General features: G+C 70.2%; 24 protein-coding genes. All 24 read right to left on the bottom strand.

Going from position 1 to position 25,554, the window contains the following annotated elements; all coding sequences use genetic code 11:
* Positions 1–19 precede the first annotated feature (19 nt).
* The 24 genes from FN821_RS02600 to alaS all read right to left on the bottom strand — a co-directional run bounded on the left by FN821_RS02600 (position 20) and on the right by alaS (position 25,496).
* A complete protein-coding gene (locus FN821_RS02600; RefSeq protein WP_131170997.1) occupies positions 20–1,981 on the bottom strand; it encodes a primosomal protein N' in 1,962 nt (653 codons plus the stop codon).
* Between the two features lie 42 nt (positions 1,982–2,023).
* The gene (metK, locus tag FN821_RS02595) at positions 2,024–3,214 is read right to left on the bottom strand and encodes a methionine adenosyltransferase (protein WP_165489205.1); all 1,191 of its coding nucleotides are present in this window, start codon (positions 3,212–3,214) and stop codon (positions 2,024–2,026) included.
* 14 nt (positions 3,215–3,228) lie between these two features.
* A complete protein-coding gene (gene ahcY / locus FN821_RS02590) occupies positions 3,229–4,644 on the bottom strand; it encodes an adenosylhomocysteinase (RefSeq protein ID WP_131170995.1) in 1,416 nt (471 codons plus the stop codon).
* Between the two features lie 53 nt (positions 4,645–4,697).
* Positions 4,698–5,906 (bottom strand): bifunctional phosphopantothenoylcysteine decarboxylase/phosphopantothenate--cysteine ligase CoaBC, encoded by a 1,209-nt coding sequence (coaBC, locus tag FN821_RS02585; RefSeq protein ID WP_131170994.1) that lies wholly within the window; start codon positions 5,904–5,906, stop codon positions 4,698–4,700.
* 10 nt (positions 5,907–5,916) lie between these two features.
* Positions 5,917–6,255: a DNA-directed RNA polymerase subunit omega gene (rpoZ, locus tag FN821_RS02580; protein ID WP_277751005.1), complete on the bottom strand. Its 339-nt coding sequence runs from the start codon at positions 6,253–6,255 to the stop codon at positions 5,917–5,919.
* Positions 6,252–6,833, bottom strand: a complete 582-nt coding sequence (gene gmk, locus FN821_RS02575) for a guanylate kinase (protein ID WP_131170993.1) — start codon at positions 6,831–6,833, stop codon at positions 6,252–6,254. The genes rpoZ and gmk overlap by 4 nt, the downstream gene beginning before the upstream one ends.
* Complete coding sequence (gene mihF, locus FN821_RS02570) at positions 6,830–7,153, bottom strand: integration host factor, actinobacterial type (protein WP_131170992.1); 324 nt, start codon at positions 7,151–7,153, stop codon at positions 6,830–6,832. The genes gmk and mihF overlap by 4 nt, the downstream gene beginning before the upstream one ends.
* Before the next feature lie 63 nt (positions 7,154–7,216).
* Positions 7,217–8,020 (bottom strand): orotidine-5'-phosphate decarboxylase, encoded by an 804-nt coding sequence (gene pyrF, locus FN821_RS02565; RefSeq protein ID WP_131170991.1) that lies wholly within the window; start codon positions 8,018–8,020, stop codon positions 7,217–7,219.
* A 9-nt stretch (positions 8,021–8,029) separates the two neighbouring features.
* Complete coding sequence (locus FN821_RS02560) at positions 8,030–9,115, bottom strand: quinone-dependent dihydroorotate dehydrogenase (RefSeq protein ID WP_131170990.1); 1,086 nt, start codon at positions 9,113–9,115, stop codon at positions 8,030–8,032.
* The gene (gene carB, locus FN821_RS02555) at positions 9,112–12,441 is read right to left on the bottom strand and encodes a carbamoyl-phosphate synthase large subunit (protein WP_131170989.1); all 3,330 of its coding nucleotides are present in this window, start codon (positions 12,439–12,441) and stop codon (positions 9,112–9,114) included. The genes FN821_RS02560 and carB overlap by 4 nt, the downstream gene beginning before the upstream one ends.
* Before the next feature lies 1 nt (position 12,442).
* Positions 12,443–13,591, bottom strand: a complete 1,149-nt coding sequence (carA, locus tag FN821_RS02550; protein ID WP_131170988.1) for a glutamine-hydrolyzing carbamoyl-phosphate synthase small subunit — start codon at positions 13,589–13,591, stop codon at positions 12,443–12,445.
* Between the two features lie 24 nt (positions 13,592–13,615).
* Positions 13,616–14,149, bottom strand: coding sequence for a transcription antitermination factor NusB (nusB, locus tag FN821_RS02545; protein WP_241660060.1), 534 nt, complete (start codon positions 14,147–14,149; stop codon positions 13,616–13,618).
* Positions 14,142–14,705, bottom strand: a complete 564-nt coding sequence (gene efp, locus FN821_RS02540; protein ID WP_131170987.1) for an elongation factor P — start codon at positions 14,703–14,705, stop codon at positions 14,142–14,144. Before efp ends, nusB begins: the two co-directional genes overlap by 8 nt.
* A 92-nt stretch (positions 14,706–14,797) precedes the next feature.
* Positions 14,798–15,418, bottom strand: a complete 621-nt coding sequence (locus FN821_RS02535; RefSeq protein WP_131170986.1) for a response regulator — start codon at positions 15,416–15,418, stop codon at positions 14,798–14,800.
* A complete protein-coding gene (locus FN821_RS02530) occupies positions 15,415–16,611 on the bottom strand; it encodes a sensor histidine kinase (protein ID WP_131170985.1) in 1,197 nt (398 codons plus the stop codon). The genes FN821_RS02535 and FN821_RS02530 overlap by 4 nt, the downstream gene beginning before the upstream one ends.
* Positions 16,612–16,631: 20 nt before the next feature.
* Entirely contained in the window at positions 16,632–17,096 is a 465-nt protein-coding gene (locus tag FN821_RS02525; protein WP_206661964.1) for a DUF2871 domain-containing protein, read from the bottom strand.
* A 22-nt stretch (positions 17,097–17,118) separates the two neighbouring features.
* Positions 17,119–17,514 (bottom strand): HsmA family protein, encoded by a 396-nt coding sequence (locus FN821_RS02520; protein ID WP_131170984.1) that lies wholly within the window; start codon positions 17,512–17,514, stop codon positions 17,119–17,121.
* Between the two features lie 64 nt (positions 17,515–17,578).
* Positions 17,579–18,274 carry an FMN-binding negative transcriptional regulator gene (locus FN821_RS02515; protein ID WP_165489204.1) on the bottom strand — a complete coding sequence of 232 codons (696 nt, stop codon included), beginning with the start codon at positions 18,272–18,274 and terminating at the stop codon, positions 17,579–17,581.
* 4 nt (positions 18,275–18,278) lie between these two features.
* Positions 18,279–19,355, bottom strand: coding sequence for a 3-dehydroquinate synthase (gene aroB, locus FN821_RS02510; protein ID WP_131170982.1), 1,077 nt, complete (start codon positions 19,353–19,355; stop codon positions 18,279–18,281).
* Complete coding sequence (locus FN821_RS02505; RefSeq protein WP_131170981.1) at positions 19,352–19,864, bottom strand: shikimate kinase; 513 nt, start codon at positions 19,862–19,864, stop codon at positions 19,352–19,354. Before FN821_RS02505 ends, aroB begins: the two co-directional genes overlap by 4 nt.
* Positions 19,861–21,045: a chorismate synthase gene (gene aroC, locus FN821_RS02500; RefSeq protein ID WP_131170980.1), complete on the bottom strand. Its 1,185-nt coding sequence runs from the start codon at positions 21,043–21,045 to the stop codon at positions 19,861–19,863. The genes FN821_RS02505 and aroC overlap by 4 nt, the downstream gene beginning before the upstream one ends.
* A 55-nt stretch (positions 21,046–21,100) precedes the next feature.
* Positions 21,101–22,300 carry an endolytic transglycosylase MltG gene (gene mltG, locus FN821_RS02495; protein WP_165489203.1) on the bottom strand — a complete coding sequence of 400 codons (1,200 nt, stop codon included), beginning with the start codon at positions 22,298–22,300 and terminating at the stop codon, positions 21,101–21,103.
* Positions 22,301–22,323: 23 nt separating this feature from the next.
* Complete coding sequence (ruvX, locus tag FN821_RS02490) at positions 22,324–22,821, bottom strand: Holliday junction resolvase RuvX (RefSeq protein ID WP_131170978.1); 498 nt, start codon at positions 22,819–22,821, stop codon at positions 22,324–22,326.
* Complete coding sequence (gene alaS / locus FN821_RS02485) at positions 22,818–25,496, bottom strand: alanine--tRNA ligase (RefSeq protein ID WP_131171192.1); 2,679 nt, start codon at positions 25,494–25,496, stop codon at positions 22,818–22,820. The genes ruvX and alaS overlap by 4 nt, the downstream gene beginning before the upstream one ends.
* Positions 25,497–25,554 lie beyond the last annotated feature (58 nt).

Genomic DNA, 25,554 nt, shown 5'->3' with positions numbered 1-25,554 from the left:
CTTCGTTTGTCTAGACGAGCTAGTCGATCTCTTGCGGGTCGACGGTGATTCGCACCGCGGACTCCTTCGCGCTCGACCGGCGTCCGGCTTCGGCGCGCAGGGCCGAGAGCAGGTCGGACGCCCGTGCCGGGGTCGTGCGGAGGCTGAGCCGCCAGTGCTCCTCGTCCAGCGCCAAGGGGCCGAACCGCTCCACCTGAGGGACGGCAGCGGCCACCGAGTCGAACGCGTCGACGGCTTGCCGCGAGCCCTCGACCACCACCAGCTTCGCGGCGGGTGGGAAGCCAGCCGCGCGTCGATCGGCCAGCTCGCGCTCCGCGAACCCCACCGGGTCCAGCCGGACCAGGGCCTGCAGCGCGCGGGCGTCCGCCTCCCCCACCGCCATGACGGTTCCGCCGCGGTCCGCCGGCCGGACCAGGGCGCAGACGCCAGTCCACCGCCTCAGCGCCTCCTCGGCCGCCCGCAGGTCGGCGCGGTTCAACAGCAGCCACGTGTCGAGCAGCACCGCTGCCGCGTACCCCTGGTCGGCGGTCGGCTCGGCCCCCGGAGTGGCCAGCACGAGCGCCGGCTCGTCCGGCACACTCGCCACGAGGCGTCCGGACCAGGACTCGATCACACGGGTCTGCGGGAAGGCCTTACCCAGCTCTTCGGCCGTCCGCCGGACGCCGACGCGCGGCGCCCGGAGCCGGCGTCCACCGCACTCGGAGCAGGCCCAGCCGCCCCCCACCGGACCGCACAGCGCGCAGGTCAGCCGCAGGGCCGCGTCGCCCGCCTCGCCACGGAGCAGCCGCGAGCAGCGCGGGCACCGGGCGGTCGCTCGACAGGCCTCGCAGGCGACGGTCGAGACGTACCCGGCGCGGGGCACCTGGACCAGCACCGGGCCCTGGGTCAGCCCCTGGCGGATCGCGGCGAAGACGTCGTGCGGCAGGCGTGCGGCGCGCGCGGCCGGATCGCGCTCGAGGGCCCAGTCCGTGTCGGACGCGATGCGCACCACCGGAGCGATCCGCCGGGCCTCGGCCGGCGGCAGTACCAGCGGCACGAGCCAACCGCGCTCGACCAGCGCCTGGGTCTCAGCCGTGCGCGCGTACCCCGCGATCAGCAGCGCGCAGTGCTGCTCGGCGGCCCGAAGCGCGGCGACCTCCCGCGCGTGCGGGTAGGGGGCCCGGGGCTCGGCCAGGGAATCGTTGCCCTCGTCCCACACCGCGATCAGTCCGAGGTCGGGCACCGGCGCGTAGACAGCGTTCCTGGTGCCGAGCACCAGGCGGACGCCTCCCCGCACGGCCGCCAGGAAGGCCCGATAGCGGGCCGCCGGACCAAGGTCGGCGCTGAGCGTCACGAACGAGCCGGCGCCGAAGGCCTCCGTGCAGGCGCTGGCCAGGACGGCGAGGGCCGCGGCGTCCGGGACGACCAGAACGACACCCCGGCCGGACGCCACCGTGGCGCCCGCCGCCTCCGCGAAGCCGGCCGCCCAGTCCCCCGGGGGGGCGGCGACGGGCACGGCGGTCCAGGCGGCGCGCAGGGGCCGTCCCTCACCGAGCGCGCCGAGAAACTCCGAGCCCCCCGGGTACAGAGGCAGGACGACCGGCGCCGGCGGCGTCCCCGGCTCGGGGTAGGCGACGGGGCTCGCGGACTCCGTCGCGGCATGACGGGTCGGAACCGCCATCCGCAGGACGTCGCCCAGGGTGCCCCCGTAGTGATCGGCCACCCGTCGGCACAGGGCCGCGACAGGCGGTGTGAGCACCACCTCGGGCGACAGCACCCGCTCCAGCGGACGCAACTTGTCGCCGGCGTCCGAGGTATCGGTCAGGCCCAGGACGAACCCGTCCCGCAGCTTGCCGGCGAACCGGACCCGCACCCGCACACCGGGCGCGACGGCGTCGCGATCCTTGGCCGGGACCTCGTAGTCGAAGACACGGTCGAGGTGCGGCAGCGAGACGTCGACGGCGACCTGCGCGATGAGGCGCGGCTCCGGCGAGGTCGTCATGGAGACGATCCTGCCACCCGGCCCCGACGAAAACCCGCCCGCTCAGCCGCGGACGGCCGCCGCCAAGGCCTCCGCCCGATCGGTGCGCTCCCAGGTCATGACGTCCAACTCGCGGCCGAAGTGACCGTAGTTCGTCACTTGCGAGTAGATCGGACGCAGCAGGTCGAGGTCACGGATGATCGCCGCCGGACGGAGGTCGAAGACGCTCAGCACGGCGTCGTTGATCTGCTCGACCGGAACCGTCTCGGTGCCGAAGCACTGGGTGTAAAAGCCGACCGGATGCGCCCGCCCGATGGCGTACGCCACCTGCACTTCGCAGCGGGTCGCGAGCCCAGCGGCGACCACGTTCTTGGCGACCCAGCGCATGGCGTACGCCGCGGAGCGGTCGACCTTGGAGGGGTCCTTGCCCGAGAACGCGCCGCCGCCGTGGCGGGCCATGCCGCCGTAGGTGTCGACGATGATCTTGCGCCCGGTGACGCCGGCGTCGCCCATGGGTCCGCCGATGACGAACTTGCCCGTGGGGTTGACGAACACCTTGAGATCGGGGTGCGCGATGTCGTAGCGCGCCACCACGGGATCGATGACCCGCGCCCGAATCTCGGCGGCGATCGTCGCGTGGTCGACGGACTCCAGGTGCTGGGTCGACACGACGACGGTGTCGAGGCGCACGGCCTGGTCGCCGTCGTACTCGATCGTGACTTGGGTCTTGCCGTCGGGCAGCACCCAGTCGAGCTCGCCGGTCTGCCGCACCTGGGCCAGCCGCTCCGAAAGGCGGTGGGCGATGTCGATGGGCAGGGGCATGAGCGTCGGCGTGTCGGTGCAGGCGTAGCCGAACATCAGACCTTGGTCGCCGGCCCCCTGCCGATCCAGCGGATCGACGTCGGCGGCGTCCAGGCGGACCTCCTCGGCGGCGTCCACGCCCTGGGCGATGTCGGGCGACTGCGCACCCAGGGACACCAGGACGCCGCAGGACTTGCCGTCGAAGGACGCCTCCGCGCGGTCGTAGCCGATCGCGAGGATGCGCTCGCGCGCGATGCCGGAAATGTCGGCGTAGGCCTCGGTCGTCACCTCTCCCGCCACGACGACCGTGCCGGTGGTCACGAGCGTCTCGACGGCCACCCGCGACCGCGGGTCTTGGGCCAGGAGGGCGTCGAGGACGGCGTCCGAGACCGCGTCAGCGACCTTGTCCGGGTGCCCTTCGGTCACGGACTCCGACGTGAACAGCCTGCTCATGATGTGTCTCCGGCTCAGTAGCGGTAGTGATCGGGCTTGAACGGACCAGCCACGGGGACGCCGAGGTAGTCGGCCTGCTCGTCGGTCAGGGTCGTCAGCCGGACGCCGAGGGCGTCCAGGTGCAGCCGCGCGACCTCCTCGTCCAGTTCCTTGGGCAGCGTGTAGACGCCGATGGGGTACTCGTCGGGCTTGGTGAACAGCTCCATCTGGGCCAGCACCTGGTTGGTGAAGCTGTTGCTCATCACGAAACTGGGGTGCCCGGTGGCGTTGCCCAGGTTCAGGAGGCGGCCTTCACTGAGGACGATGATCGAGTGCCCGTCCGGGAACGTCCACGTGTCGACCTGCGGCTTGATGTTCGTGCGCTTGATGCCCGGGACCTTCTCCAGCCCGGCCATGTCAATTTCGTTGTCGAAGTGGCCGATGTTGCCGACGATCGCCAGATCCTTCATGGCGGCCATGTGGTCGGCGGTGATGACGTTCACGCAGCCGGTCGTGGTGACGAAGATGTCGACCTGGCCGACGACGTCTTCGAGGCGCGCAACCTGGTAGCCGTCCATGGACGCCTGGAGCGCGCAGATCGGATCGACCTCGGTGACGATGACGCGGGCGCCCTGGCCGGCCAGCGCTTCGGCCGAGCCCTTGCCGACGTCGCCGTACCCGCAGACCAGCGCCACTTTGCCGCCGATCAGGACGTCGGTGGCGCGGTTGATGCCGTCGATCAGGCTGTGCCGGATGCCGTACTTGTTGTCGAACTTGCTCTTGGTCACCGAGTCGTTGACGTTGATCGCCGGGAACAGCAAGGCCTGAGCGCGCGCCATCTCGTACAGCCGGTGGACGCCGGTCGTGGTCTCCTCGGTGACGCCTTGGATGGCGTTGGCGAGCTCGATCCAGTTGAGGGTCGACTTCCGCAACTGGGCGAGAACGACCGAGTACTCGTGCGAATCGGACGCCGACGCCTCCGGCACCGCTCCCGCCTTGGTGAACTCCACGCCCTTGTGCACCAGCAGCGTCGCGTCGCCGCCGTCGTCCAGGATCATGTTCGGGGTCGTCCCCTCCCAGGTCAGGATGCGTTCGGTGCAGTCCCAGTACTCCTCGAGTGTCTCGCCCTTCCAGGCGAACACCGGGACGCCGCGGGGGTCTTCGGGGGTGCCGTCCGGGCCGACGACGACGGCTGCGGCCGCCTCGTCCTGGGTCGAGAAGATGTTGCAGGACGCCCACCGCACCTCGGCGCCGAGCGCGACCAACGTCTCGATCAGCACCGCGGTCTGCACCGTCATGTGGAGCGAGCCCGCGATCCTGGCGCCCGTGAGCGGCTTGGACGCCCCGAACCGCTCGCGCATCGCCATCAAGCCGGGCATTTCGCGCTCGGCGAGGTTGATCTGCTTGCGTCCGTACTCGGCCAGGCTCAGGTCAGCGACTTGGTAATCCACAACGAGTCAGCTTACCTGCAACCCTGAGGGGTGCCTTTCGGGCGGCACCTCGCTTAGCGCCCGGCGACGGCGTCCAAGATGCGATGGGCGACGACCGACTTCTCACCGGAGACGGTGCAGACCACCCCGTCGGCGTCCAGGATGACGACGTCGTTCGACGGCTGGCCGAACACGGCTCCGCCGGACACGTTGTTGAGGACCAGAAGGTCGCAGCCCTTGCGCGCGAGCTTCGCGCGACCGAGCGCCAGGAGGTCGTCCCGATCGGACGCCGTCTCTGCGGCGAAGCCGACGACGACCTGGGCGCGGGCCCGGTGGGCCGACAGGCCAGCGAGGATGTCGGTCGTCTGCACCAGGTGCAGGTCGAGCCCGTTGTCGCCGGACTTCTTGATCTTGACGTCGGACGCCGCGGCCGGGGTGAAGTCGGCGGGGGCGGCGGCCATCACGATGACGTCGGCATCCGCTGCGGCGGCTGTCATCGCGTCCGCCAGCTCACCGGTCGTGTGCGCTCGGACGAGCCGGACGCCGGACGGCAGTCCCACCTCGACGTGCGCGGCCACCAGGGTGACCCGGGCGCCGCGCAGGGCCGCGGCACGGGCGATCTCGACGCCCTGGCGTCCGGACGACGCGTTGCCGAGGAACCGCACCGGATCCAGGTGCTCGCGGGTGCCTCCCGCGCTGACGACGACGCTGCGTCCGGCCAGGTCACGGCGGCGCACCGCGGCGACGGTCGCCTCGTCGCCGAGCAGGGAGAGTGCCACGGCCTCGATGTCCTCGGGCTCGGGCAGGCGTCCAGGACCGGTATCGGCGCCGGTCAGGCGCCCGTCCGCCGGGTCGAGGACGATCACGCCACGCGACCGCAGGGTCGCGACGTTGGCCTGGGTGGCGGGGTGCAGCCACATCTCGGTGTGCATCGCCGGCGCCATCAACACGGGGCAGGACGCCGTCAGCAGCACGTTGGTGAGCAGGTCGTCCGCGCGTCCGGTCGCCGCCCTGGCCAGCAGGTCAGCCGTGGCGGGGGCCACCACCACGAGTTCGGCGGCTTGCCCCAGCGCGACGTGCGGGACGGCGTCCACACGCTCGAAGACCGACGTCGACACGGGGTGTCCGGACAGCGCCGCCCACGTGGTGGCGCCGACGAACTCCAGCGCGTTGGCGGTGGGGACGACGGTGACGTCGTGTCCAGCCTCGGTGAAGCGGCGCAGCAACAAGCAGGCCTTGTAGGCAGCGATTCCGCCCGCGACCCCGAGGAGGATGCGGCTCATGTCGGGCCGGTCAGCCCAGGTCGACCGGGTCGAACGGGTCGAGGGAGAAGTCGGGATCGGCCTCGGCGGCGGCGCGCGCGGCGGCCTCAGCCTCGGGATCGATCTGGGTGCAGTCCAGCACGTCGGCGTTGATCTCGCGGAGCGCGATCGTCAGCGGCTTCTCTTGAACCGAGGTCTCGACGAGCGGACCCACGTTCTCCAGCAGGCCCTCGCCGAGCTGGCTGTAGTACGCGTTGATCTGACGCGCCCGCTTGGCGGCGAACAGGACGAGCCGATACTTGCTGTCGACCTTCGTCAAGAGCTCGTCGATCGGCGGGTTCGTGATGCCTTCAGGAATGAGGTTGCTCAAGGATTGACCTTTGTGACGTGTGTGTGCGATAAGCCAAGCAAGCCTACCAAAGCATCTACCGTATCTCCCAAATCCTCATTCACCACCACGTGGTCGAACTCGGACGCCGCCGCCAGCTCCATCCGCGCCGTCGACAGCCGCCGATTGCGCTGCTCGGACGTCTCGGTTCCCCGCCCCTCGAGCCGCGAGACGAGCACGTCCCAGCTCGGGGGTTCGAGGAAGATCGAGCGGACGCCGGGGAGCTTCGCCTTGACCTGGCGGGCTCCCTGAAGGTCGATCTCGAGGATGACGCGGCGTCCGGCGGCGACGGCCGCCTCGACCGGCGCCACCGGCGTCCCGTAGCGATCGCGGCCATGCACCTGGGCCCACTCCAACAGGCCGTCGGTGGCGACGAGGTGGTCGAACTCGGTGTTCGACACGAAGAGATAGTCGACCCCGTCGCGCTCCAAAGGACGCGGCGACCGGGTCGTGGCCGATACCGACACCCACACGTCCGGACAGCGCAACTTCAGGGCCGACACCACGGTTCCCTTGCCGACTGCGGTCGGACCGGAGATGACCGTGATGTCACCTCTCACTTGAACTCGGCCTTCAGCCCTGCGATCTGGTGGCGACCGAGCCCACGGATGCGACGGTTGGGCGCAATGTCGAGGCGCTCCATGACGGCGGCTGCTCGCTTCTCCCCCACGCGGGGCAGTGCCTTGAGGAGGTCGACGACCTTGACGTGCGCGAGCACGTCGTCTCCCATCGCCGAGTCGAGCGCCTTGGACAAGGTGATGGCCCCCGACCGAACACCGGCCTTGAGATCGGCGCGCTGGCGGCGCGCGAGCGTTGCGGCGGCGCGCGCTGCCTGCAACTGCTCAGTGGTCAACTGCGGAATAGACACGTTTGTCTCCATCGAAAGCTGCGGGGTCTATGCAGCTGAGAACAAACCTAGCGGGTTCTCATCCGCCTGTGAACGCTACGTGGCTAGGAGATCAAGCACCCGACGGCGCAGCGCGACCGGGTCCGGACCGGCCGAAATCACCCCGCGACTCACCGACGGAAGGACGTGCCGAACGGCGTCCCCGAAGAGCCCGGGCAGGTCCTCGAGGCGTCCGCCCTGGACGCCGATGCCTGGCACGAGGATCGAACCGTTGAACTCCGAGACGTCGCAGCCCAGGTTGGCGTGGGTGCCGCCGACGACGAGGCCGATGGCGCGCGTCGGCAGCTTGCGGTTCAGCTCGGCGGCAGCGTCGATGATCTCCTGGACCACGGAGCCGTCCTCACCGAGCGCCAGCTGCACCTGGCCGCCCTCTGGATTGGACGTGCGGGCCAGAACGTAGACGCCGCGGTCGTTCGCGACGGCGCGCTCGAACGCCGGCTGCAGCGACCCGAAGCCCAGGTACGGCGAGATCGTGATGGCGTCCGCGGCCAACGGTGCGCCGTCGGCCAGGTAGGCGTCGGCGTAGGCGTCCATGGTCGAGCCGATGTCGCCGCGCTTCACGTCGAGAATGCTCAGGGCGCCGTGTGAGCGAATGTCGGCGAGCACCCGCTCCAGCACGGCGATGCCGGCCGATCCGTAGGTCTCGAAGAAGGCCGACTGCGGCTTGAGGACGGCCACCACGTCGCCGATGGCTTCGACCAGGCCGCGCGCGCAGCGCTCGAGGCCGGAGGCCGTCCGCGGCAGCCCCCAGGCGTCCAGGAGGCCGGGGTGCGGGTCGACTCCGACGACCAGGGCGCCGCGCGCCTCGACGACCGCTCTCAACCGCTGCCGGTAGGTCATGAAGCCTCCTTATGCCCTTGCCAGGGCCGCATTGATCGACCCGATCAGTGCCGGCCCGCCGTAGATGAAGCCAGTGTAGAGCTGTACCAGGCTGGCGCCGGCGTCCAGCAGGGCGGTCGCGTCCGCGGCGGTCATGATGCCGCCCGCCCCGATCACGGGCAGGTCGGTATGCCTGCACAGGTAGGAGACGACCTCGCGCGCGCGTTCGGTCAGCGGTGCGCCTGACAGCCCGCCCGCCTCGGACGCCTGCGCCTGGTCGGACGCCGCCAGGCCGTCGCGTCCGAGGGTCGTGTTGGTGGCGATCAGGCCCGCCACGCCGGCGTCCGAGGCCGCCTGCAGAATCTCGTCCAGCTGCGGCTCGGTGAGATCGGGCGCCATCTTGACGAACACCGGGACGGGCGTCCCGCCGACGGCCAGTGTCTTCGACTCCCCGACCAGCGCGGTGAGCAGGCCGGCGAGCGCTCCCCCGTCCTGGAGCGAGCGCAGTCCGGGGGTGTTGGGGCTGGACACATTGACGGCCACGTAGTCGGCGTGCGGCGCGAGGATGCGCAGGGACGTCAGGTAGTCGTCGACCGCGTCCTCGACCGGCACGACCTTCGTCTTGCCGATGGAGATCCCGAGTGGGATGCCGGCAGCACCGTTGCCGCGGAAGATGCCCCCCACCGCGAGGCGGTTCGCCAGCGCGAGCGCTCCGTCGTTGTTGAAGCCCATGCGGTTGATGAGGGCCTTCGAGTCGCGCAGCCGGAAGATGCGCGGCCTGGGGTTGCCGGGCTGAGCCTGGGCGGTCACCGTGCCCAGCTCGGCGAAGGCGAAGCCGAGGTGCTGCCAAGCCTTCGCCGCCTTGCCTTCCTTGTCCATGCCGGCGGCCAAGCCGACCCGGCCCGGGAAGTCGATGCCGGCCACCGTCACCGGCGACGCCGGCACCGAGGTCAGCGCGCGGACGGCGTCCCGCAGGCCCGGGAGGGACTGCAGCAGGCCGAGGGCCGCGATCATGTCGACGTGGATCTTCTCCGGGTCGCCGCCGTGGGCGGCGAACATCACCGGACGCAGCAGGCGCGCGTAGCCCTGCTCGACGAGGGTGGCACGGAGGGTCATGGCTTGCTCTCCAGCTCGGTGCGGACGGCGTCCGCCCAGGATTGCAGAGATCGGACGCCGACGGTGTCGGCTTGCTGCGCCTCGATGCCCTGGACGCCTGCGCCCAGGCCCTGGACGGTGGTGATGATCGGGATGGACCTCAGGACGGCCGCCGCCCGGATCGTCCAGCCATCCCGACGGGGGGCCCCGTCGGCACCTGCCCCCTGCGGCGTGTTGAAGATCAGGTCGATCTCGCCGTCCATGATCGCGTCGATGACCGTCTTGGTGCCGTCCGGGCCGGTGCCCTCGTGCGCCTTGCGGTAGACCTCGACCTCGATGCCGTTGCGGCGGAGCACCTGGGCGGTGCCTTCGGACGCCGTGATCTTGAAGCCGAGATCGGCCAGCCGCTTCACGGGGAAGATGGCATGGCGCTTGTCGCGGTTGGCGATCGACACGTACGCCGTGCCACTCATCGGAAGCCCCCCGTAGGCGGCCGTCTGGCTCTTGGCGAACGCGGTGCCGAAGGTCAGATCGAGCCCCAGGACCTCGCCCGTCGACTTCATCTCGGGGCCGAGCAGGGTGTCGACGGACGAGCCCTCTTGGGTGCGGAAGCGGTTGAACGGCATGACCGCCTCCTTGACCGCGATCGGCGCCGACTCCAGCAGGGCGCTGCCGTCGCCGTTGCGGCGCAGGACGCCGGCGCGGCGGAGATCCGCGATCGACTCCCCCAGCATGACGCGCGCGCAGGCCTTGCCGAGCTGGGTGTCGGTGGCCTTGGACACGAACGGCACGGTGCGGGACGCCCGCGGGTTCGCCTCCAGGACGTAGAGCGTGTCGCCCTGCAGCGCGTACTGAATGTTGATCAGACCCCGGACGCCGACGCCGCGGGCGATCGCCTCGGTCGAGGTGCGGATCCGCTCGATCACGTCCTTGCCGAGCGTGATCGGCGGCAGCGAGCACGCCGAGTCGCCCGAGTGGATGCCGGCCTCCTCGATGTGCTCCATGACGCCGCCGAGGTAGAGGTCGTCACCGTCGTAGAGGGCGTCCACGTCGATCTCGATGGCGTCGTCGAGGAAGCGGTCGATCAGGACGGGAGCCTCGGCGGTGATCGACGTCGAGCGCTCGATGTAGGCCACGAGGGCGGCGTCGTCGTAGACGATCTCCATGCCGCGTCCGCCCAGCACGTAGCTCGGACGCGCCAGCACCGGGTAGCCGATCGCCTCGGCGATGCTGAGCGCCTGCTTGACGTCGCTCGCCATGCCGTAGCGCGGCGCGGGCAGGCCGGCCGCGACCAGGACGCGTCCGAAGGCACCCCGCTCTTCGGCCAGGTGGATCGCCTCGGGCGACGTCCCGACGATCGGAACGCCGTTGTCCTTCAGAGCCTGCGCGAGCTTCAGCGGGGTCTGCCCACCTAGTTGCACGACGACGCCGGCCACCGGCCCGACGGAAAGCTCGGCCCGGTAGACCTCCAGCACGTCCTCAAGCGTCAGCGGCTCGAAGTAGAGCCGATCGGAGGTGTCGTAGTCGGTCGAGACGGTCTCGGGGTTGCAGTTGACCATGACGGTCTCGTAGCCCGCCCCGCGCAGGGCCATCGCCGCGTGGACGCAGCTGTAGTCGAACTCGATCCCCTGACCGATCCGGTTCGGGCCCGAGCCGAGGATCAGCACCGCCGGCTTGGTGCGCGGCTGGACCTCGGTCTCCTCGTCGTAGCTCGAGTAGTGGTACGGCGTCAGCGCCGCGAACTCGGCGGCGCAGGTGTCGACCGTCTTGAACACCGGCGTGATGCCGAGCGCCCAGCGGACGCCGCGGACGACCTCCTCGCTGCAGCCGCGGAGGCGTCCGATCTGGGCATCGGAGAGGCCTACCCGCTTGGCGCGACGCAGCACAGCCGGGGACATGGCCGGAGCCGCGGCGACGGCGTCCGCGGTCTCTTTGATGAGCAACAGCTGGTCCAGGAACCAGGGATCGATGCCGGTCGCGTCGTGCAGCCGCTCGACGGACGCTCCGGCTCGGAGCGCGCGCATGACCAGCTGGAGGCGTCCGTCATGGGGACGCGACGCGCGCTCGACCAGCTCGTCCAGGTCGTCGTCGACGACGGACGTGAAGTCGAACGGCGCCTTGGGATCTTCGAGCGAGCGCAGCGCCTTGTTGAGCGCCTCGGGGAAGTTGCGCCCCATGGCCATCGCCTCGCCCACCGACTTCATGTGCGTGGTCAGCGTGTTCTCGGCGGTCGGGAACTTCTCGAACGCGAACCGCGGCACCTTGACCACCACGTAGTCGAGCGTCGGCTCGAACGACGCGGGCGTCACCCCGGTGATGTCGTTGTCGATCTCGTCCAGGGTGTAGCCGACCGCAACCTTGGCCGCGATCTTTGCGATCGGGAAGCCGGTCGCTTTGGACGCCAGCGCCGAGCTCCGCGACACGCGCGGGTTCATCTCGATGACGACGAGGCGTCCGTTGTCGGGGTGGACCGCGAACTGGATGTTGCAGCCCCCGGTGTCGACGCCGACCTTGCGGATGACCGCCAGGGCCACGTCACGCATCGCCTGGTACTCGCGATCGGTCAGGGTCATCGCGGGCGCCACGGTGATGGAGTCGCCGGTGTGGACGCCCATCGGGTCGAGGTTCTCGATCGAGCAGATGATCACGACGTTGTCGGCCGTGTCCCGCATCACCTCGAGCTCGTACTCCTTCCAGCCCAGGATCGACTCCTCGGCCAGAATCTCGCTGACCGGCGATGCGTCCAGGCCGATGGCGGCCAGCTCGCGCAGTTCCGCCTCGTCGTGGGCGAACCCGGACCCCACGCCGCCCATCGTGAACGACGGCCGCAGCACCACCGGGTAGCCGAGCTGATCTGCGGCCGCGAGCACCTCGTCGAGGCTATGGCAGACCACCGACCGAGCCGACTCGGGGTTCACGCCTGGGATGTCGAGGGAGTCGACGATCGCCTTGAACTTCTCGCGGTCCTCGCCGGCCTGGATGGCGTCGAAGGACGCCCCGATCATCTCGACGCCGTACTTAGCCAGCACTCCCGACGAGTGCAGCGCGACGGCCGTGTTCAGGGCCGTCTGGCCGCCCAGGGTGGCGAGGATGGCGTCCGGCCGCTCGGCGGCGATCACCTTCTCGACGAACTCGGGGGTGATGGGCTCGATGTAGGTGGCGTCCGCGAACTCGGGGTCGGTCATGATCGTCGCCGGGTTCGAGTTCACCAGGACGACGCGGAAGCCCTCCTCGCGCAGGACGCGGCACGCCTGGGTGCCCGAGTAGTCGAACTCGCAGGCCTGGCCGATGACGATGGGGCCCGAGCCGATCACCAGGATCGATGAGATGTCCGTGCGGCGCGGCATGTCAGTGGGCTCCCTTGCTGCGGGCGAGAAGGTCGACGAAGCGGTCGAAGAGATAGGCCGAATCGTGGGGTCCGGCGGCCGCCTCCGGGTGGTACTGGACGCTGAACGCGCGGACCGCACCGTCGGCGTCCAGCAGTTCGAGGCCCTCGACGACGTCGTCGTTGAGGCAGACGTGGCTGACCCGTGCCTGCCCCCAACGGGTGGCCGTGGTGCCCTCGCGCGGCGCGTCGACGGCGAAGCCGTGGTTCTGGGCGGTGATCTCGACCTTGCGGGTGGCCAGGTCCATGACCGGCTGGTTGATGCCGCGGTGGCCGTATTTGAGCTTGTAGGTGCCGAAGCCGAGGGCGCGTCCGAAGATCTGGTGGCCGAAGCAGATGCCGAAATACGGCAGGCCGGCATCCAGCACCTGCTGCAGGAGGGCCATGGGCCCGTCCGCCGTGGCCGGGTCGCCGGGTCCGTTGCTGAAGAACACTCCGTCCGCGCCGACGGCGCGAACATCGTCGATGGACGCCGTCGCTGGCAGCACGTGCACCTCGACCCCGCGCTCGGCCAGCATCGTCGGGGTCATGTCCTTGATGCCCAGGTCCACGGCAGCCAGGGTGAACCTCTTCTCGCCCACCGCGGGGACGATCGCTGCGGCGTCCACCGTGACCTCGCCGACCAGGTTGGCGCCGCTCATGGCGGGCTGTTCGAGGACGCGCGCGAGCAGCCGCGCGGCGTCCAACTCGGTCGTCGAGATGCCGACGCGCATGGCGCCCCGTTCGCGCAGGTGACGGGTCAGGGCGCGCGTGTCGATCTCGGCGATGCCGACCACGCCCTGGTCGCGGAGCACGTCGTTGAGGGAGCGGTTCGAGCGCCAGTTCGACCGGACGCGCGAGAGGTCCCGGACGACGTAGCCCGCAACCCAGATCCGTCGGGACTCGTCGTCGACGTCGTTCCAGCCGGTGTTGCCGATCTGCGGGGCGGTCGCGATGACGACCTGGCGTCGGTACGAGGGATCGGTCAGCGTCTCCTGGTAACCCGTCATGCCCGTCGAGAACACGGCCTCGCCGAAGGTCTCGCCGGGGGCACCGAACGACACGCCGAGGAAGGATCGACCATCCTCCAACACCAACAATGCCGGGATCTCGTCGCCTGTCGTGGCTGTCATCGGTGTCCTTTCCCGGCGGGGCGATCAGTCGCCCGCTGGATCGTCCTCGGGGTCGTCGGTGTCGTCGTCACCCGGTTCGGCGGCGTCGTCCGCCTCGCCTCGGGCTGCCTTGGGGTACGTCTCGCGGAGCGCGCGCAGAGCCTTGCCCAGCAGCCCGTTGAGGAAGTCGGCGCTCTCGTCGGTGGACAACGAAGCGCCCAGGTCGACCGCCTGGCTCACGGCGATCTCGGGGGCCAACTCGGTGAACCACATCTCGAAGATGGCGATCCTGGCCAGGTTGCGGTCGATGCAGGGCATGCGGTCCAGCGTCCACTTGCCGGTCAGGCTGGCCGCGATGACGCCGTCGATCTGATCGCGCTCGGCGCAGACGCCCTCGACCAGATGCCGGGTGAACTCCCGCACGGGCGGTTCGGCCAACTCGACGCGCTCGGCGAGGGTGGCCAGGGCGTCGTCGCCGCGCAGATCCGACTCGAACAGGATGTCGAGCGCGCGCTTGCGCGCCTTCGACCGGGTGCCCCCGGCCCCGCGTTTGACCGGCGCGTCAACCACCTCAGACACGACCGAGATACGAGCCGTCCTCGGTGCGGACCTTCACCCGAGTGCCCGACTCGATGAACAGGGGAACCTGGATCTGCTTGCCCGTCTCGAGGGTCGCAGGCTTGGTGCCGGCCGAGGAGCGGTCGCCCTGCAGCCCGGGCTCGGTGTAGGTGATCTCGAGTTCCACCGACGGGGGCAGGTCGATGTAGAGGGGGTTGCCCTCGTGCGTGGCGACCGTGGCCATCATGTTCTCGAGCAGGTAGTCCTTGCCGTCGCCGACGACGGCGTCCGGGATCGGGAGCTGCTCGTAGCTGGTGGCGTCCATGAACACGAAGGCTTCGCCGTCGTGGTACAGGTACTGCATCTCGCGGCGGTCGACGGAAGCGCTCTCGACCTTGGTGTCGGAGTTGAAGGTGCGGTCGACGACCTTGCCGCTCAGGACGTGCTTGAGCTTGCTGCGGACGACCGTGTTGCCCTTGCCCGGCTTGTGGTGCTGGAACCAAATGACGGCCCACAGCTGACCGTCCAGGTCGAGAACCGTGCCGTTCTTCAGGTCGTTCGTCGAGATCTGAACCATCCGCGTGCCTTCCTCCAGTACTCCGACGCCGGAGTCTACCGAGAATGTCGCGAGGTCGAGAAACCGGCCCCGACTGTGAACCGGTGACGGGCTCAGCCGAGGAGTCCGTGATCGCGGGCGCGTGCCAAGGCCTCGGTGCGGTTGCCGGCGCCCAGCTTGGAGTACGCGTGGACGAGATGCGTCTTCACCGTCGCCTCCGAGATGAACAGCGCCTTGGCGACCTCGCGATTGGTCCGGCCCAGCGCGACCTCGCGCAGGACGGCCAGCTCGCGCTCGCTCAGGTCCGGGACGCCCTTGGTCATCCGGTCGCTCACGCGTCCGAGGAGCTCCGGTGTTAGGACGAGGCGTCCGGCGATCGCGTCCCGGATGCCGTCGGCGATCGCCTCGGCGGGAGCGTCCTTCAACAGGTAGCCCGCCGCCCCGGCCATCACGGCGCGGACGATGTCGCTGTCGTTGTCGAAGGTGGTCAGGATCAGCACCGCGGGCGGGTCCGGGAGCGCCCTCAGGGCGGTCGTCACCTCGACGCCGTCGATGCCGGGGCCCAGGCGAAGGTCGCACAGGACCAGGCTGGGACGCACGTCGTCGACCATGGCCAGCGCCTCCTCACCGGACGCGGCCGACGCCACGACCTGCAGGTCCGGCTCGCCGCTCAGCAGGGCGGCCAGGCCTCCTCGGATCACCGGGTGGTCGTCCACCACCAACACGCGGATCATGGCGTCACCCGCCGCGACAAGGGCAGATGCGCCGACATGGCGGTACCTTCGCCGGGGGCGCTTTCGATCTCCAGCCCGCCGCCGAGGACGCCCAGCCGCTCCCGCAGTGCCCGGAGCCCATAGCCGCCCGCCAGGGTCGGCTCCCCTGAGACCTGGCTGGGATCGAAGCCACGCCCGTCGTCGACCACGTCGATGCGAACCTCGTCCTGCGCCGCCACGAGCGACACGTGCACCTGGGACGCCGCAGCGTGCGTCTCCACGTTGGCCAGCAGCCCCTGCGCCGCCCGGAGCAGCGCCACCTCGGTGCCCGTGTCGAGGCGGGGCAGGTCCGGGTCAATATCAAGGTGGACCTCGAGTCCGGTCTGCCGCAAGCGGTCGGCCAGCCTGGCCAACGGGGCACGCAGCCCGGAGCCGGACAGGTCCTCGGGGGCCAGCGCGTAGACGACCGACCGCACCTCGGCCAGGTTCTCCAGGGCGGCCCGTTCGATGCCTGCCAGCGCGGACGCCGAGCCCGCGGCGTCCGGCTGCTTCTGCCCTGCTCGCGCCAACATGACGATGGACGAGAAGCCCTGGGCGAGCGTGTCGTGCAGGTCGGCCGCCAGCCGGGCCCGTTCGGCCTGGACGCCCGCGAGGCGCTGGGCTTCGGCGACCTCAGCGGACAGCCGGTCGGTCTCAGCTTGGGCCTTGAGTACGGACGCCAACAGCGCCCGACTGCGTCGCGCCTCCGCCTCGATCAGGACGACCCCGCGCGACAGCCCCAGCGCCACCACCGCCCCGACCAGCGGGCCAACCACCCCCGCCGTGGTCGTGGGGCCCTGAGCCAGCACGACCAACGTCACGCTGACCGCACCGACCGACAGTGCCAGCGGCAGGGGCAAGAGTTGGCCCATCGCCAGCCAGACGGGGAAGGCGACCCAGCTGAAGTCAGGCGAGAGGAGCGTGAGCCCGTGCACGGCCGCGAGCACCAGCAGCACCCACACGACACGCCCCCGGGCGCCCAGTCGGCGGTGCACGACGAGCCCCCCGACGAAGAGCGCGCCCGCGGCCACAGCGGCCACGGGCGCGAGCGACGAGCCGGTGCGCGCCGACGAGGCCGCCGCCAGCGCCAGCAGCACCACGACGAGGACGGACTGGCCGATCTCCAAAGCGGTCAGCGCAGCGGACCGCGTGGCGTGACGCACGGCGTCCGGCATGTCGATCTCCTGGGTCGTGGTCAGCTCACGCTAGCGGGTGCGACCTCCGCGGCCGGCGTCGGGGTGGAACCCAGACCCTTGCGGACGATCAGGAAGAGGACGACGAACGATCCGGCCAACAGGATGTGGCCCAGCCCGGACACCCCCGCGACCGCCTTGTGGTTCGCGAGCTCGTTGCCGAGGACCTGGAGCGTGCCCTTGGTGACGAGCATGCCGAACGTCAGTGCGAGACCGGCGTTCCAGAAGCCCAAGAGGTAGCCCAACCGCTCGTCGGTGGCCAGAGAGAAGACGCGGGTCAGGATGAGGACGATCAGCAGCATCACGGTGCCGAGCACGAGAGCGTGGGTGTGGGCGACGGCCAGCTGCGTCTTGCCCGTGAACTCCAGCGTGCGGGTCAGCTCGCGGTAGCCGAGCCCCGACAGCAGCCCCAGCACGGTCCAGATGGCGGCCGAGTTGAAGATGCGCCGCTCGATGGTGGTGGTCATGGTGGTTTCCTTTCGTAGAGGTTCAGCGGACCATCGAGCTGGCCATGCCGGTGAAGTACGGCACGAGCCAGATGGCCCAGACGATGAGCGAGAAGCGGTGGAAGGTGGCCTTCTCGGCGGCCCGGTTCCGGATCAGGACGACTAGAGCCCACAGCAGGTGCACGGCCATCAGGACGAGTGCGAGGGCTCCCGTGACGGCCATCATCGACTGCAGGACGCCAGCGGTCCCGTCCTTGACTGCGGTGCCCGCGTTCTGGATCAGGGACATGACATACGTGCCGGACGCGTCCGCTGAGAGGCCCAACGCGAACAGGACCGAGTGGGTGGGCGCCAGGACGCCAGTGCGGTGCTCGGCCCACACGCCCGCCGTGTAGCAGGCAAGGGCGGCGGTGATGAGCAGGATCGCGGTCAGGAGCATGTCTCCAGCATCGTCGCGACGCAGTGTCGCGATCCACCCGGGGGCATCGTCCTTTCGGTTGAACTCAGCCGCGGTCGACGGGCGCCGCGAAGCCGAGCTGGTGCTCGGCCCGGATGCCGGCCACCAGTTCCTCGCGGGCTGCCGCATGCGGCACCGAGATCTGGGTCATCGCGGACGCCAGCGCCTCATCCTGGGCGCCGCCGCGCTCGCTGAGCCCGGCGATGACCGAGCCCAGGAACTCCGTGGACTTGTTCTGCGACAGCTTTCCCTTGCCGAGCACGCGGGTCAGCTTCAACTCGATGCCCACGATGGAGCGCAGCATGAGCTCCATGGACCGCTCGTCGACCTGGTCGACGTCGTACCCATGGGACGCCGACAACCGGGCGACCTTCGACCGGCACCACGCGGCGTCGTCATGAACGATCAGCTGACCGTACGCGTGAACGGTGACGTAGTTCCACGTCGGCACCTCGGCGCGCTCCGGGTAGCCGGGGAACCAGGTGGGCGACACGTAGGCGTCCGGACCCGAGACGATCGCCAGGACCTCGCCCAGCGGCGTCCTCTTCCACAGGTCGTTCGTGCGCGTCACGTGCGCGACCAGGGAGCCGAGCCCGCCGTCGGCGTCCGCCTCGTAGGAGACGGGCAGCAACGTCGCCTCCGGCCCCTCGGGATAGGCGGCGACGACCTCGGCCGTGACGGCCGAGGTCAGCAGCTCGCTGACGCGTTCCGGTGCCAGCTCGAAGTGCTTGGCGATGTACACAGATCTACCTCGTGATCTCGTCGTACGCCGTGGCCAGGGCGGCTTCGTCCGGGGCCACAGCAATGAAGGGGTCCGCGACGCCGTCGAGCAGCACGAAACGGACGGCGTCGCCGCGGGCCTTTTTGTCGAGGTTCATCGTGGCACGCAGGTCGGCCCAGGCGTCGGACTCATAACTGATCGGTAATCCGACCGACGTCAGGATGGCTCGGTGGCGCTCGACGTCGGACGCCGACAGGTGTCCGAGCACGTGGCTCAGGGTGGCCGCGAAGTTGAGGCCGACGGCGACGGCGTCCCCGTGCCGCCAGGTGTAGTGCTCACGCTTCTCGATGGCGTGGGCGAGGGTGTGGCCGTAGTTCAGCAGCTCGCGTCCGACCTGCTTGCCCACCGAGGTCGCCTCGCGCAGATCGGCCGACACCACGGACGCCTTGACCGCGATCGACCGCTCGATCGCCTCGGCCAACGCCGGGGAGGCCGAGTCGAGCATCGCGGCCGGGTCGGCCTCGAAGAGCTCCAGGGTGCGCGGATCGGCGATGAAGCCGTGCTTGATCATCTCGGCCAGCCCGCCGCGGAGTTCGTCGATGGACAGGGTCGCGAGGGCGTCCAGGTCGGCCACTACGGCGGCTGGCTCCCAGAAGGCGCCGACGAGGTTCTTGCCCTGCGGCAGGTCGATGCCGGTCTTACCGCCGACGGCGGCGTCCACCATGGCCAGCACGGTCGTCGGGACGCTCACGTACCGCACCCCCCGCAGCCAGCTGGACGCCACGAAGCCGGCCAGATCGGTGGTCGCGCCACCGCCGACGCCGACGACGGCGTCCGAGCGAGTGAAGCCCGCATCGGCGAGAGCCTCCCAGACCGATGCCAGGACGGACGCGGTCTTCGCGGCCTCGCCGTCCGGCAGGACGATCGGGATGACCTCGCCCGCGATGCCGGCCGTCCATCGCGCCACCTCGTCGGCCAGGACGGGCGGGTGCAGCACGGCGACCTTGGCGCAGCCCGCGACGGCGTCTGCTAGGCCGGCCACCGCACCGTGCCCGACGGTGACGTCGTACGGCCGCTCGGCGTTCACTCGGATCGTCTTCATACGGACGCCTCCGCCGCCGCCGCGATCAGCTGGGCCTTGGCGTCCGCGTCGTCGCCGTCGGCGTCCACGATCTGATCGGCGAGGCGCGCGTAGGTGGCGCCCCGGGCGTCCAGCATCCGGGTCAGCTTCGCGACGAGGTCGTCGTCATTCAGCAGCGGACGGTCGCCGTGGCCGGCAACCCGGGACGCCGCGACCGCAGGCGAGACGCGGAGCCACACCACGTGGACGCCGCGCAGGGCATCGGCGATGGCGGGCGTCATCGGCGCTCCCCCGCCCAGGGAGACGACCGTCCGGGGGCGTCCGAGGGCCTCGACGCAGACGTCGGACTCGGCGGCCCGGAAGGCGGCCTCGCCGTCCGTGGCGAAGATGTCGGCAATCGTGCGGCCCTGGCGGCGCTCGACCTCGGCGTCCACGTCGAGCAGGTCGACGCCGAGGCGGGCGGCCAGCGTCCGGCCGATCTTCGACTTGCCGGCCCCCGAGATGCCGATCAGCGCGATGGTGCGGCTCACCCCAGCCCACGCTCCGCGAGGCGGGCCAGGTAGGCCTGGTAGTTGCGGCGCGCTTCCTCCACCGAGTCTCCCCCGAACTTCTCCAACGCGACCTCCGCGAGGACCAACGCGACCATCGCCTCGGCGACCACGCCGGCCGCCGGGACCGCGCAGACGTCCGAGCGCTGGTGGTGCGCCTGGGCCGGCTCGTTGGACGCCACGTCGACCGTGCGCAACGCCCGGGGCACCGTGGAGATGGGCTTCATGATCGCCCGGACGCGCAGCAGTTCGCCGGTGCTCATCCCGCCCTCGGTGCCGCCCGAGCGGTTGCTCAGCCGCACCGGACCATGCTCGGAGGGCACCATCTCGTCGTGCGCGAGCGAGCCGCGGGTCGACATGTCGAAGCCGTCACCCACGGCGACGGCCTTGATGGCCTGGATGCCCATGAGCGCGCCAGCCAGCCGAGCGTCGAGGCGCCGGTCGCCCTGGATGTGCGATCCCAGACCGGCCGGGACGCCGTAGGCCAGCACTTCGACGATGCCGCCCAGGGTGTCGCCGTCGGCCTTGGCGGCCTCGACTTCGGCGAGCATGGCGTCGGCCACGGCCTCGTCGAAGCAGCGCACCGGATCGGCGTCGATCGCCGCCTGATCGTCCGGGGTCGGACGGACCTGCCCGCCGGACGCCACCGCCCCCAACTGCACGACGTGGCTAACCACCCGGATGCCGAACGCCTGGTCGAGGAAGTTCCGGGCGATCTGCCCGATGGCGACCCGGGCGGCGGTCTCGCGGGCCGAGGCCCGCTCGAGGATGGGCCGCGCCTCGTCCCAGTCGTACTTCTGCATGCCGGCCAGGTCCGCGTGGCCCGGACGCGGGCGCGTCAGGGCGGCGCTGCGCGCCTGAGCGGCCAGCTCCTCGGGGTCGACCGCGTCGGGCGACATCACGGTCTCCCACTTGTCCCACTCGGTGTTGTTGATCACCACCGCGATCGGCGAACCCAGCGTCTCGCCATGCCGGACGCCGGTCATCAGCGTCACCTCGTCGCGCTCGAACTTCATGCGCGCCCCGCGCCCGACCCCGAGGCGGCGCCGCGCGAGGGCGTCCGAAATCTCGTCGGTCGAAATGGCCACGTGCGCCGGAAGCCCCTCGATCGTGGCGATCAACGCGCGTCCGTGGGACTCCCCCGCGGTCAGGTAACGAAGCATGAGGGTCAGTCTGTCACGGCGTCCGGACGCGTCCTCGACGCGTCCGAGGGGACGCCTAGGCGCACTTCTTCTTGTTCTCCGGCGATGCCAAGCACCACGCCTGCAGTTCCGCGCGAGCCGCGTTGTGCTCGGCGTCCGTCACCGAGAACTTGGTCTCGCCCGTGTCCAGGTTGATGGGCACGAAGAACATCCAGTCGCCGGCTTCCGGGTTGAGCGCGGCCGACAGGGCCGCCTCGGCTGGCGCCGAGATCGGTGTGGGTGGCAGCCCCTTGACACAGTAGGTGTTGTACGGACTCGGGTTCTTTTTGCAGTCGCGCTCATCGGCGGTCGTCCAGACGGTGCCGGTCTTGTTCACCGAGTACGCCACCGTCGAGTCGAACTGGAGCTGCACGCCCTTCGCCAGGCGGTTGTAGATGACGCGGGCGACCTTGGCACGGTCCTCGGCGCGGAAGACCTCTTTCTCGATGATGCTGGCGACGATCAACGCCTTGTAAGCCTTGGTGTTCTCGGTGTCCTTCGGGTCGCCGAAGCTGAGCGCCTGGGCCTTGGTCTTGAAGTCCAGCCGCGCCATGACGGCGTTGAAGTTGCCGGCGATCGCCTTGGTCTGCGCCTCCAGGGTCGCGCCGTCCTGGACGTCGTACTTGTCGGGGAACAGCAGGCCCTCGAAGGCCACCGGGCCCGCCGCGCCCGTCGGGGACACCCAGGCGGGATAGCCGTAGTCGTTCGGGCGCGCCTTGGTGGTGAGGAATGCCTTGACGTCGGGTGCGGGCAGCTTCATGCCCTTGGCTAGGACGTCGACCAGCTGCGGGTCGATGCGCCAGCCCTCGGGGACGCTCATCCAGTTGTGGATCGCCCGGGTCGGATCGACCAGCTGCTGCAGCGCCGTCAGCGACGGCACCTCCTTGGCCAGCTTGAACTTGCCGGCTTGGACCTTGCCCCACAGGTCCGGACGGGTCAGGGCGGTGTCCTGGAACTTCTTGGCGTCCTTGATCACGCCGCCGTCGGCCAGGATCTTGCCGATCTGCAGCGCCGTGGAGCTCTTCGGGATGACCACCTGAGTCTCACCCGTGCCGGCTCCGACGTAGTCCTTGGCGGTCTTGGCCCCCATGTAGAACTCGTAGCCCTTGGCCGCGACGAGCGCGCCGCCGGCGCCCAGGACGGCCAGTGCGAGCAGGACCGCGGCCCAGCCCTTGGCGCGCCGCTTGATCTCGTCGGTGTTCCACTGCCCCGTGTCCGGATCGCGCAGCGGTTCCACGTCGCTGTACCTGTGACTCCGCATCAGCTTGGCGTCCTCTCGCTCACCTGTTCCCCCGCAGCCCGTCCAGTATGCCTTTCGACGTCCAGGGCATGGTCAAGGATCGCCACCGCCGCCGCCTGATCGATGACGGACCGTTGCTGTTTGGCGCTCCGTCCGGCTGACCGCAGGTTCGCCGCCGCACTGACGGTGGTCAGCCGCTCGTCGACCAGCCGGACGCCGACGCTCGGGAACAGCGCCGCGACCCAGGCCGCCTTCTCCCGGACACCTGCCGCCGCCGCCCCCTCGACGCCCTTGAGGTGCCGTGGCAGGCCGAGGACGATCTCCATGGGGTCGTACTCGGCGACGATCCGCTGCAGTTTCGCCTTGACGGCACTCAGATCGGACGCCGACGCGATCGTCTCCACGGGGTACGCCAGAGTGCCGTGGGCGTCGCAGGCAGCGACACCGATCCGGGCCTGCCCCCAGTCGAGGGCCAGCCGGACGCCGACGCGGAAGCCCGCGCCCGCGGCGTCCGTCATCCGGCCAGGGCGGCGCGGACCGCGGCGAAGGCGTCCGCCGCACCTGCCCCGTTGCTGCCGCCACCCTGGGCGATGTCGTCCTTGCCGCCGCCGCGTCCGCCGAGCTTCTCGGCCGCGACGCCCACGAGGACGCCCGCTTTGGCACCAGCGGCGCGCGCGGCGTCGTTGGTGACGACGGTCACAACGGGCTTGTCGTCGGTGCCGCCCACAAGGGCGACGACCGAGGCGTCCGACCCGAGCCGCTCGCGCAGGTCGATGCCGAGCGTCCGCAGGTCGTTGCCGCCGACGCCGCTCAGCTGCCGGGCGACGAGCCGGTAGGAGCCGACGGTCTCAGCCGATGCGGCCAGGGCCGCGGCGTTGCCGAGGAGCTCCTTGGCGCGCAGGTCCGCGACCTCCTTCTCGGCGGCCTTGAGCTGGGCGACCATGCGGCCGACGCGGTCCTCGAGTTGCTCCGGCTGGGCCTTGAGCAGGTCGGCCAGGGTCGCGACGAGCGCGCGCTCCTTCGCGAGGTGCGCGAAGGCGTCCTTGCCGGTCAGCGCCTCCACGCGCCGGACGCCCGACCCGATGGACGACTCACCCAGCAGGGTGAGCATCCCGATCTGAGCGGTGTTCGTGACGTGGGTGCCGCCGCAGAGCTCGCGGCTGAAGGGTCCACCCATCTCGACGACGCGCACGACGTCGGGGTACTTCTCGCCGAACATCGCCATCGCCCCCAACGCCTTGGCGTCGGCCAGCGACATCTGGGTGTCGGTGACGTCGTAGCCGGCGTCGATGGCCTCATTGGAGAGGCCCTCGAGCTCCTCGCGCATGCCCTTGGACAGCCCCGCGTTGGCGTTGAAGTCGAACCGCAGGTAGCCCGGCTTGTTGTACGAGCCCGCCTGGACCGCCGTGGGTCCGAGGATCTTGCGCAGCACCGCGTGCACGATGTGGGTCGCCGAGTGGGACGCCGCACCGTGCCGCCGCGCGACCGGGTCGACGCTGGCGAGCAGGGTGTCCCCGGGCCGCACCTCGCCCTCGCCGACGAGCACCTTGTGCGAGATGAGGCCATCGACCGGCTTCTGCACGTCCAAGACGTCCAGCTGGACGCCGTTGGCCGTCAGGATGCCGCTGTCGGCGTCCTGACCACCGGACTCGGCGTAGAAGGGCGTCGCGTCCAGGACGATCTCGACGATCTCACCGGGATGCGCGGCGTCCACGAGGCGTCCGCCCGAGACGATGCCGAGGACGCGGCCCTCGGCGCTCAGGTCGCTATAGCCCACGAATCGCGACTCGCCGGCCCGGCGCACGTCGGTGAAAGCCGCCGTGTCGACCGCGCCGCCCTTCTTGGCGCGGGCGTCCGCCTTCGCGCGGTCCTTCTGCTCCTGCATGAGGCGCTTGAAACCGTCCCGATCGACGTCCAGGCCCTGCTCGGACGCCATCTCGAGCGTCAGGTCGATCGGGAAGCCGTAGGTGTCGTGCAGTTGGAACGCCCGCTCGCCCGACAGCACGGACGCCCCCGCGCCCTTCGCCTGGGACGCCGCCGCCTCGAAGATCTGCGTGCCCGCGGCCAGGGTGCGCCGGAAGGCGTCCTCCTCGGCGTAGGCGTTGGCCGAGACGCGGTCCCATTCCTTCAGGATCTCGGGGTAGGACGCGCTCATCAGGTCGCGCGACACCGGCAGCAAGGCGGGCAGCACCTTGGACTCGACCCCCAGCAGACGCATGGACCGGATCGAGCGGCGCAGCAGGCGGCGCAGCACGTACCCACGCGCCTCGTTGCCCGGCGCGACACCGTCGGTCATCAGCATCAGCGCGCTGCGGATGTGGTCGCCGACCACGCGCATCCGCACGTCGTCGTCACGATTCTCGCCGTAGACCTTGCCCGCGAGTTCGGCTGCCTTCTCGATGACCGGGAAGATCTCGTCGATCTCGTACATGTTGTCCTTGCCCTGCAGCAAGTACGCGATGCGCTCCAGGCCGGCGCCCGTGTCGATGTTCTGGCTGGGCAACTGGCGGGCGATGTCGAAGTCGTCCTTGGCGCGGACGGCCGAGAGGTCCTCCTGCTGGAAGACCAAGTTCCAGATCTCCAGGAAGCGGTCCTCGTCCACGACCGGGCCGCCGTCGGCGCCGAAGTCAGGGCCGCGGTCGACGTAGATCTCGGAGCAGGGGCCACCCGGACCGGGCACGCCCATGTTCCAGTAGTTGTCCTTGAGGCTGCGGCCCTGGATCCGCTCGTCCGGGATGCCGACCGCACGCCACAGCTCACGCGCCTCGGCGTCCCCCTCGGGGTAGTCGGGGTGGTAGCCGGGACCGAGCACGGTGACCCAGATCTTGTCGGGGTCGAAGCCGAAGCCGCCTTCGCTCTGCGGACCGGTGACCAGCTTCCAGGCGAACTCGATGGCGCCCGCCTTGAAGTAGTCGGCGAAGGCGAAGTTGCCGAGCATCTGGAAGAACGTGCCGTGGCGGGTCGTCTTGCCGACGTCGTCGATGTCGAGCGTCCGGACGCACTTCTGGCACGTCGCCACCCGAGGTGCGGGCGGCGGCTCGGCGCCGACGAAGTAGCTCTTGAACGGCACCATGCCGGCGTTCACGAACAGCAGCGTCGGATCGTTGTAGACCAACGAGGCCGAGGGCAGGATCTTGTGCCCGTTGCGCTCGAAGAAATCGAGAAAGCGGCGGCGGATCTCGGCCGTCAACATGTCGGTGCCCTCTTTCGTGTCTGCTGTGGACGCCGTGCGTCCGGCTGCGCCGTGGCTG

Source organism: Propioniciclava tarda, from assembly GCF_900182665.1.
Classification (GTDB): domain Bacteria; phylum Actinomycetota; class Actinomycetes; order Propionibacteriales; family Propionibacteriaceae; genus Propioniciclava; species Propioniciclava tarda.
The sequence above is the reverse complement of the archived record's forward strand: the minus strand, read 5'-3'. Positions and strand labels throughout refer to the sequence as shown.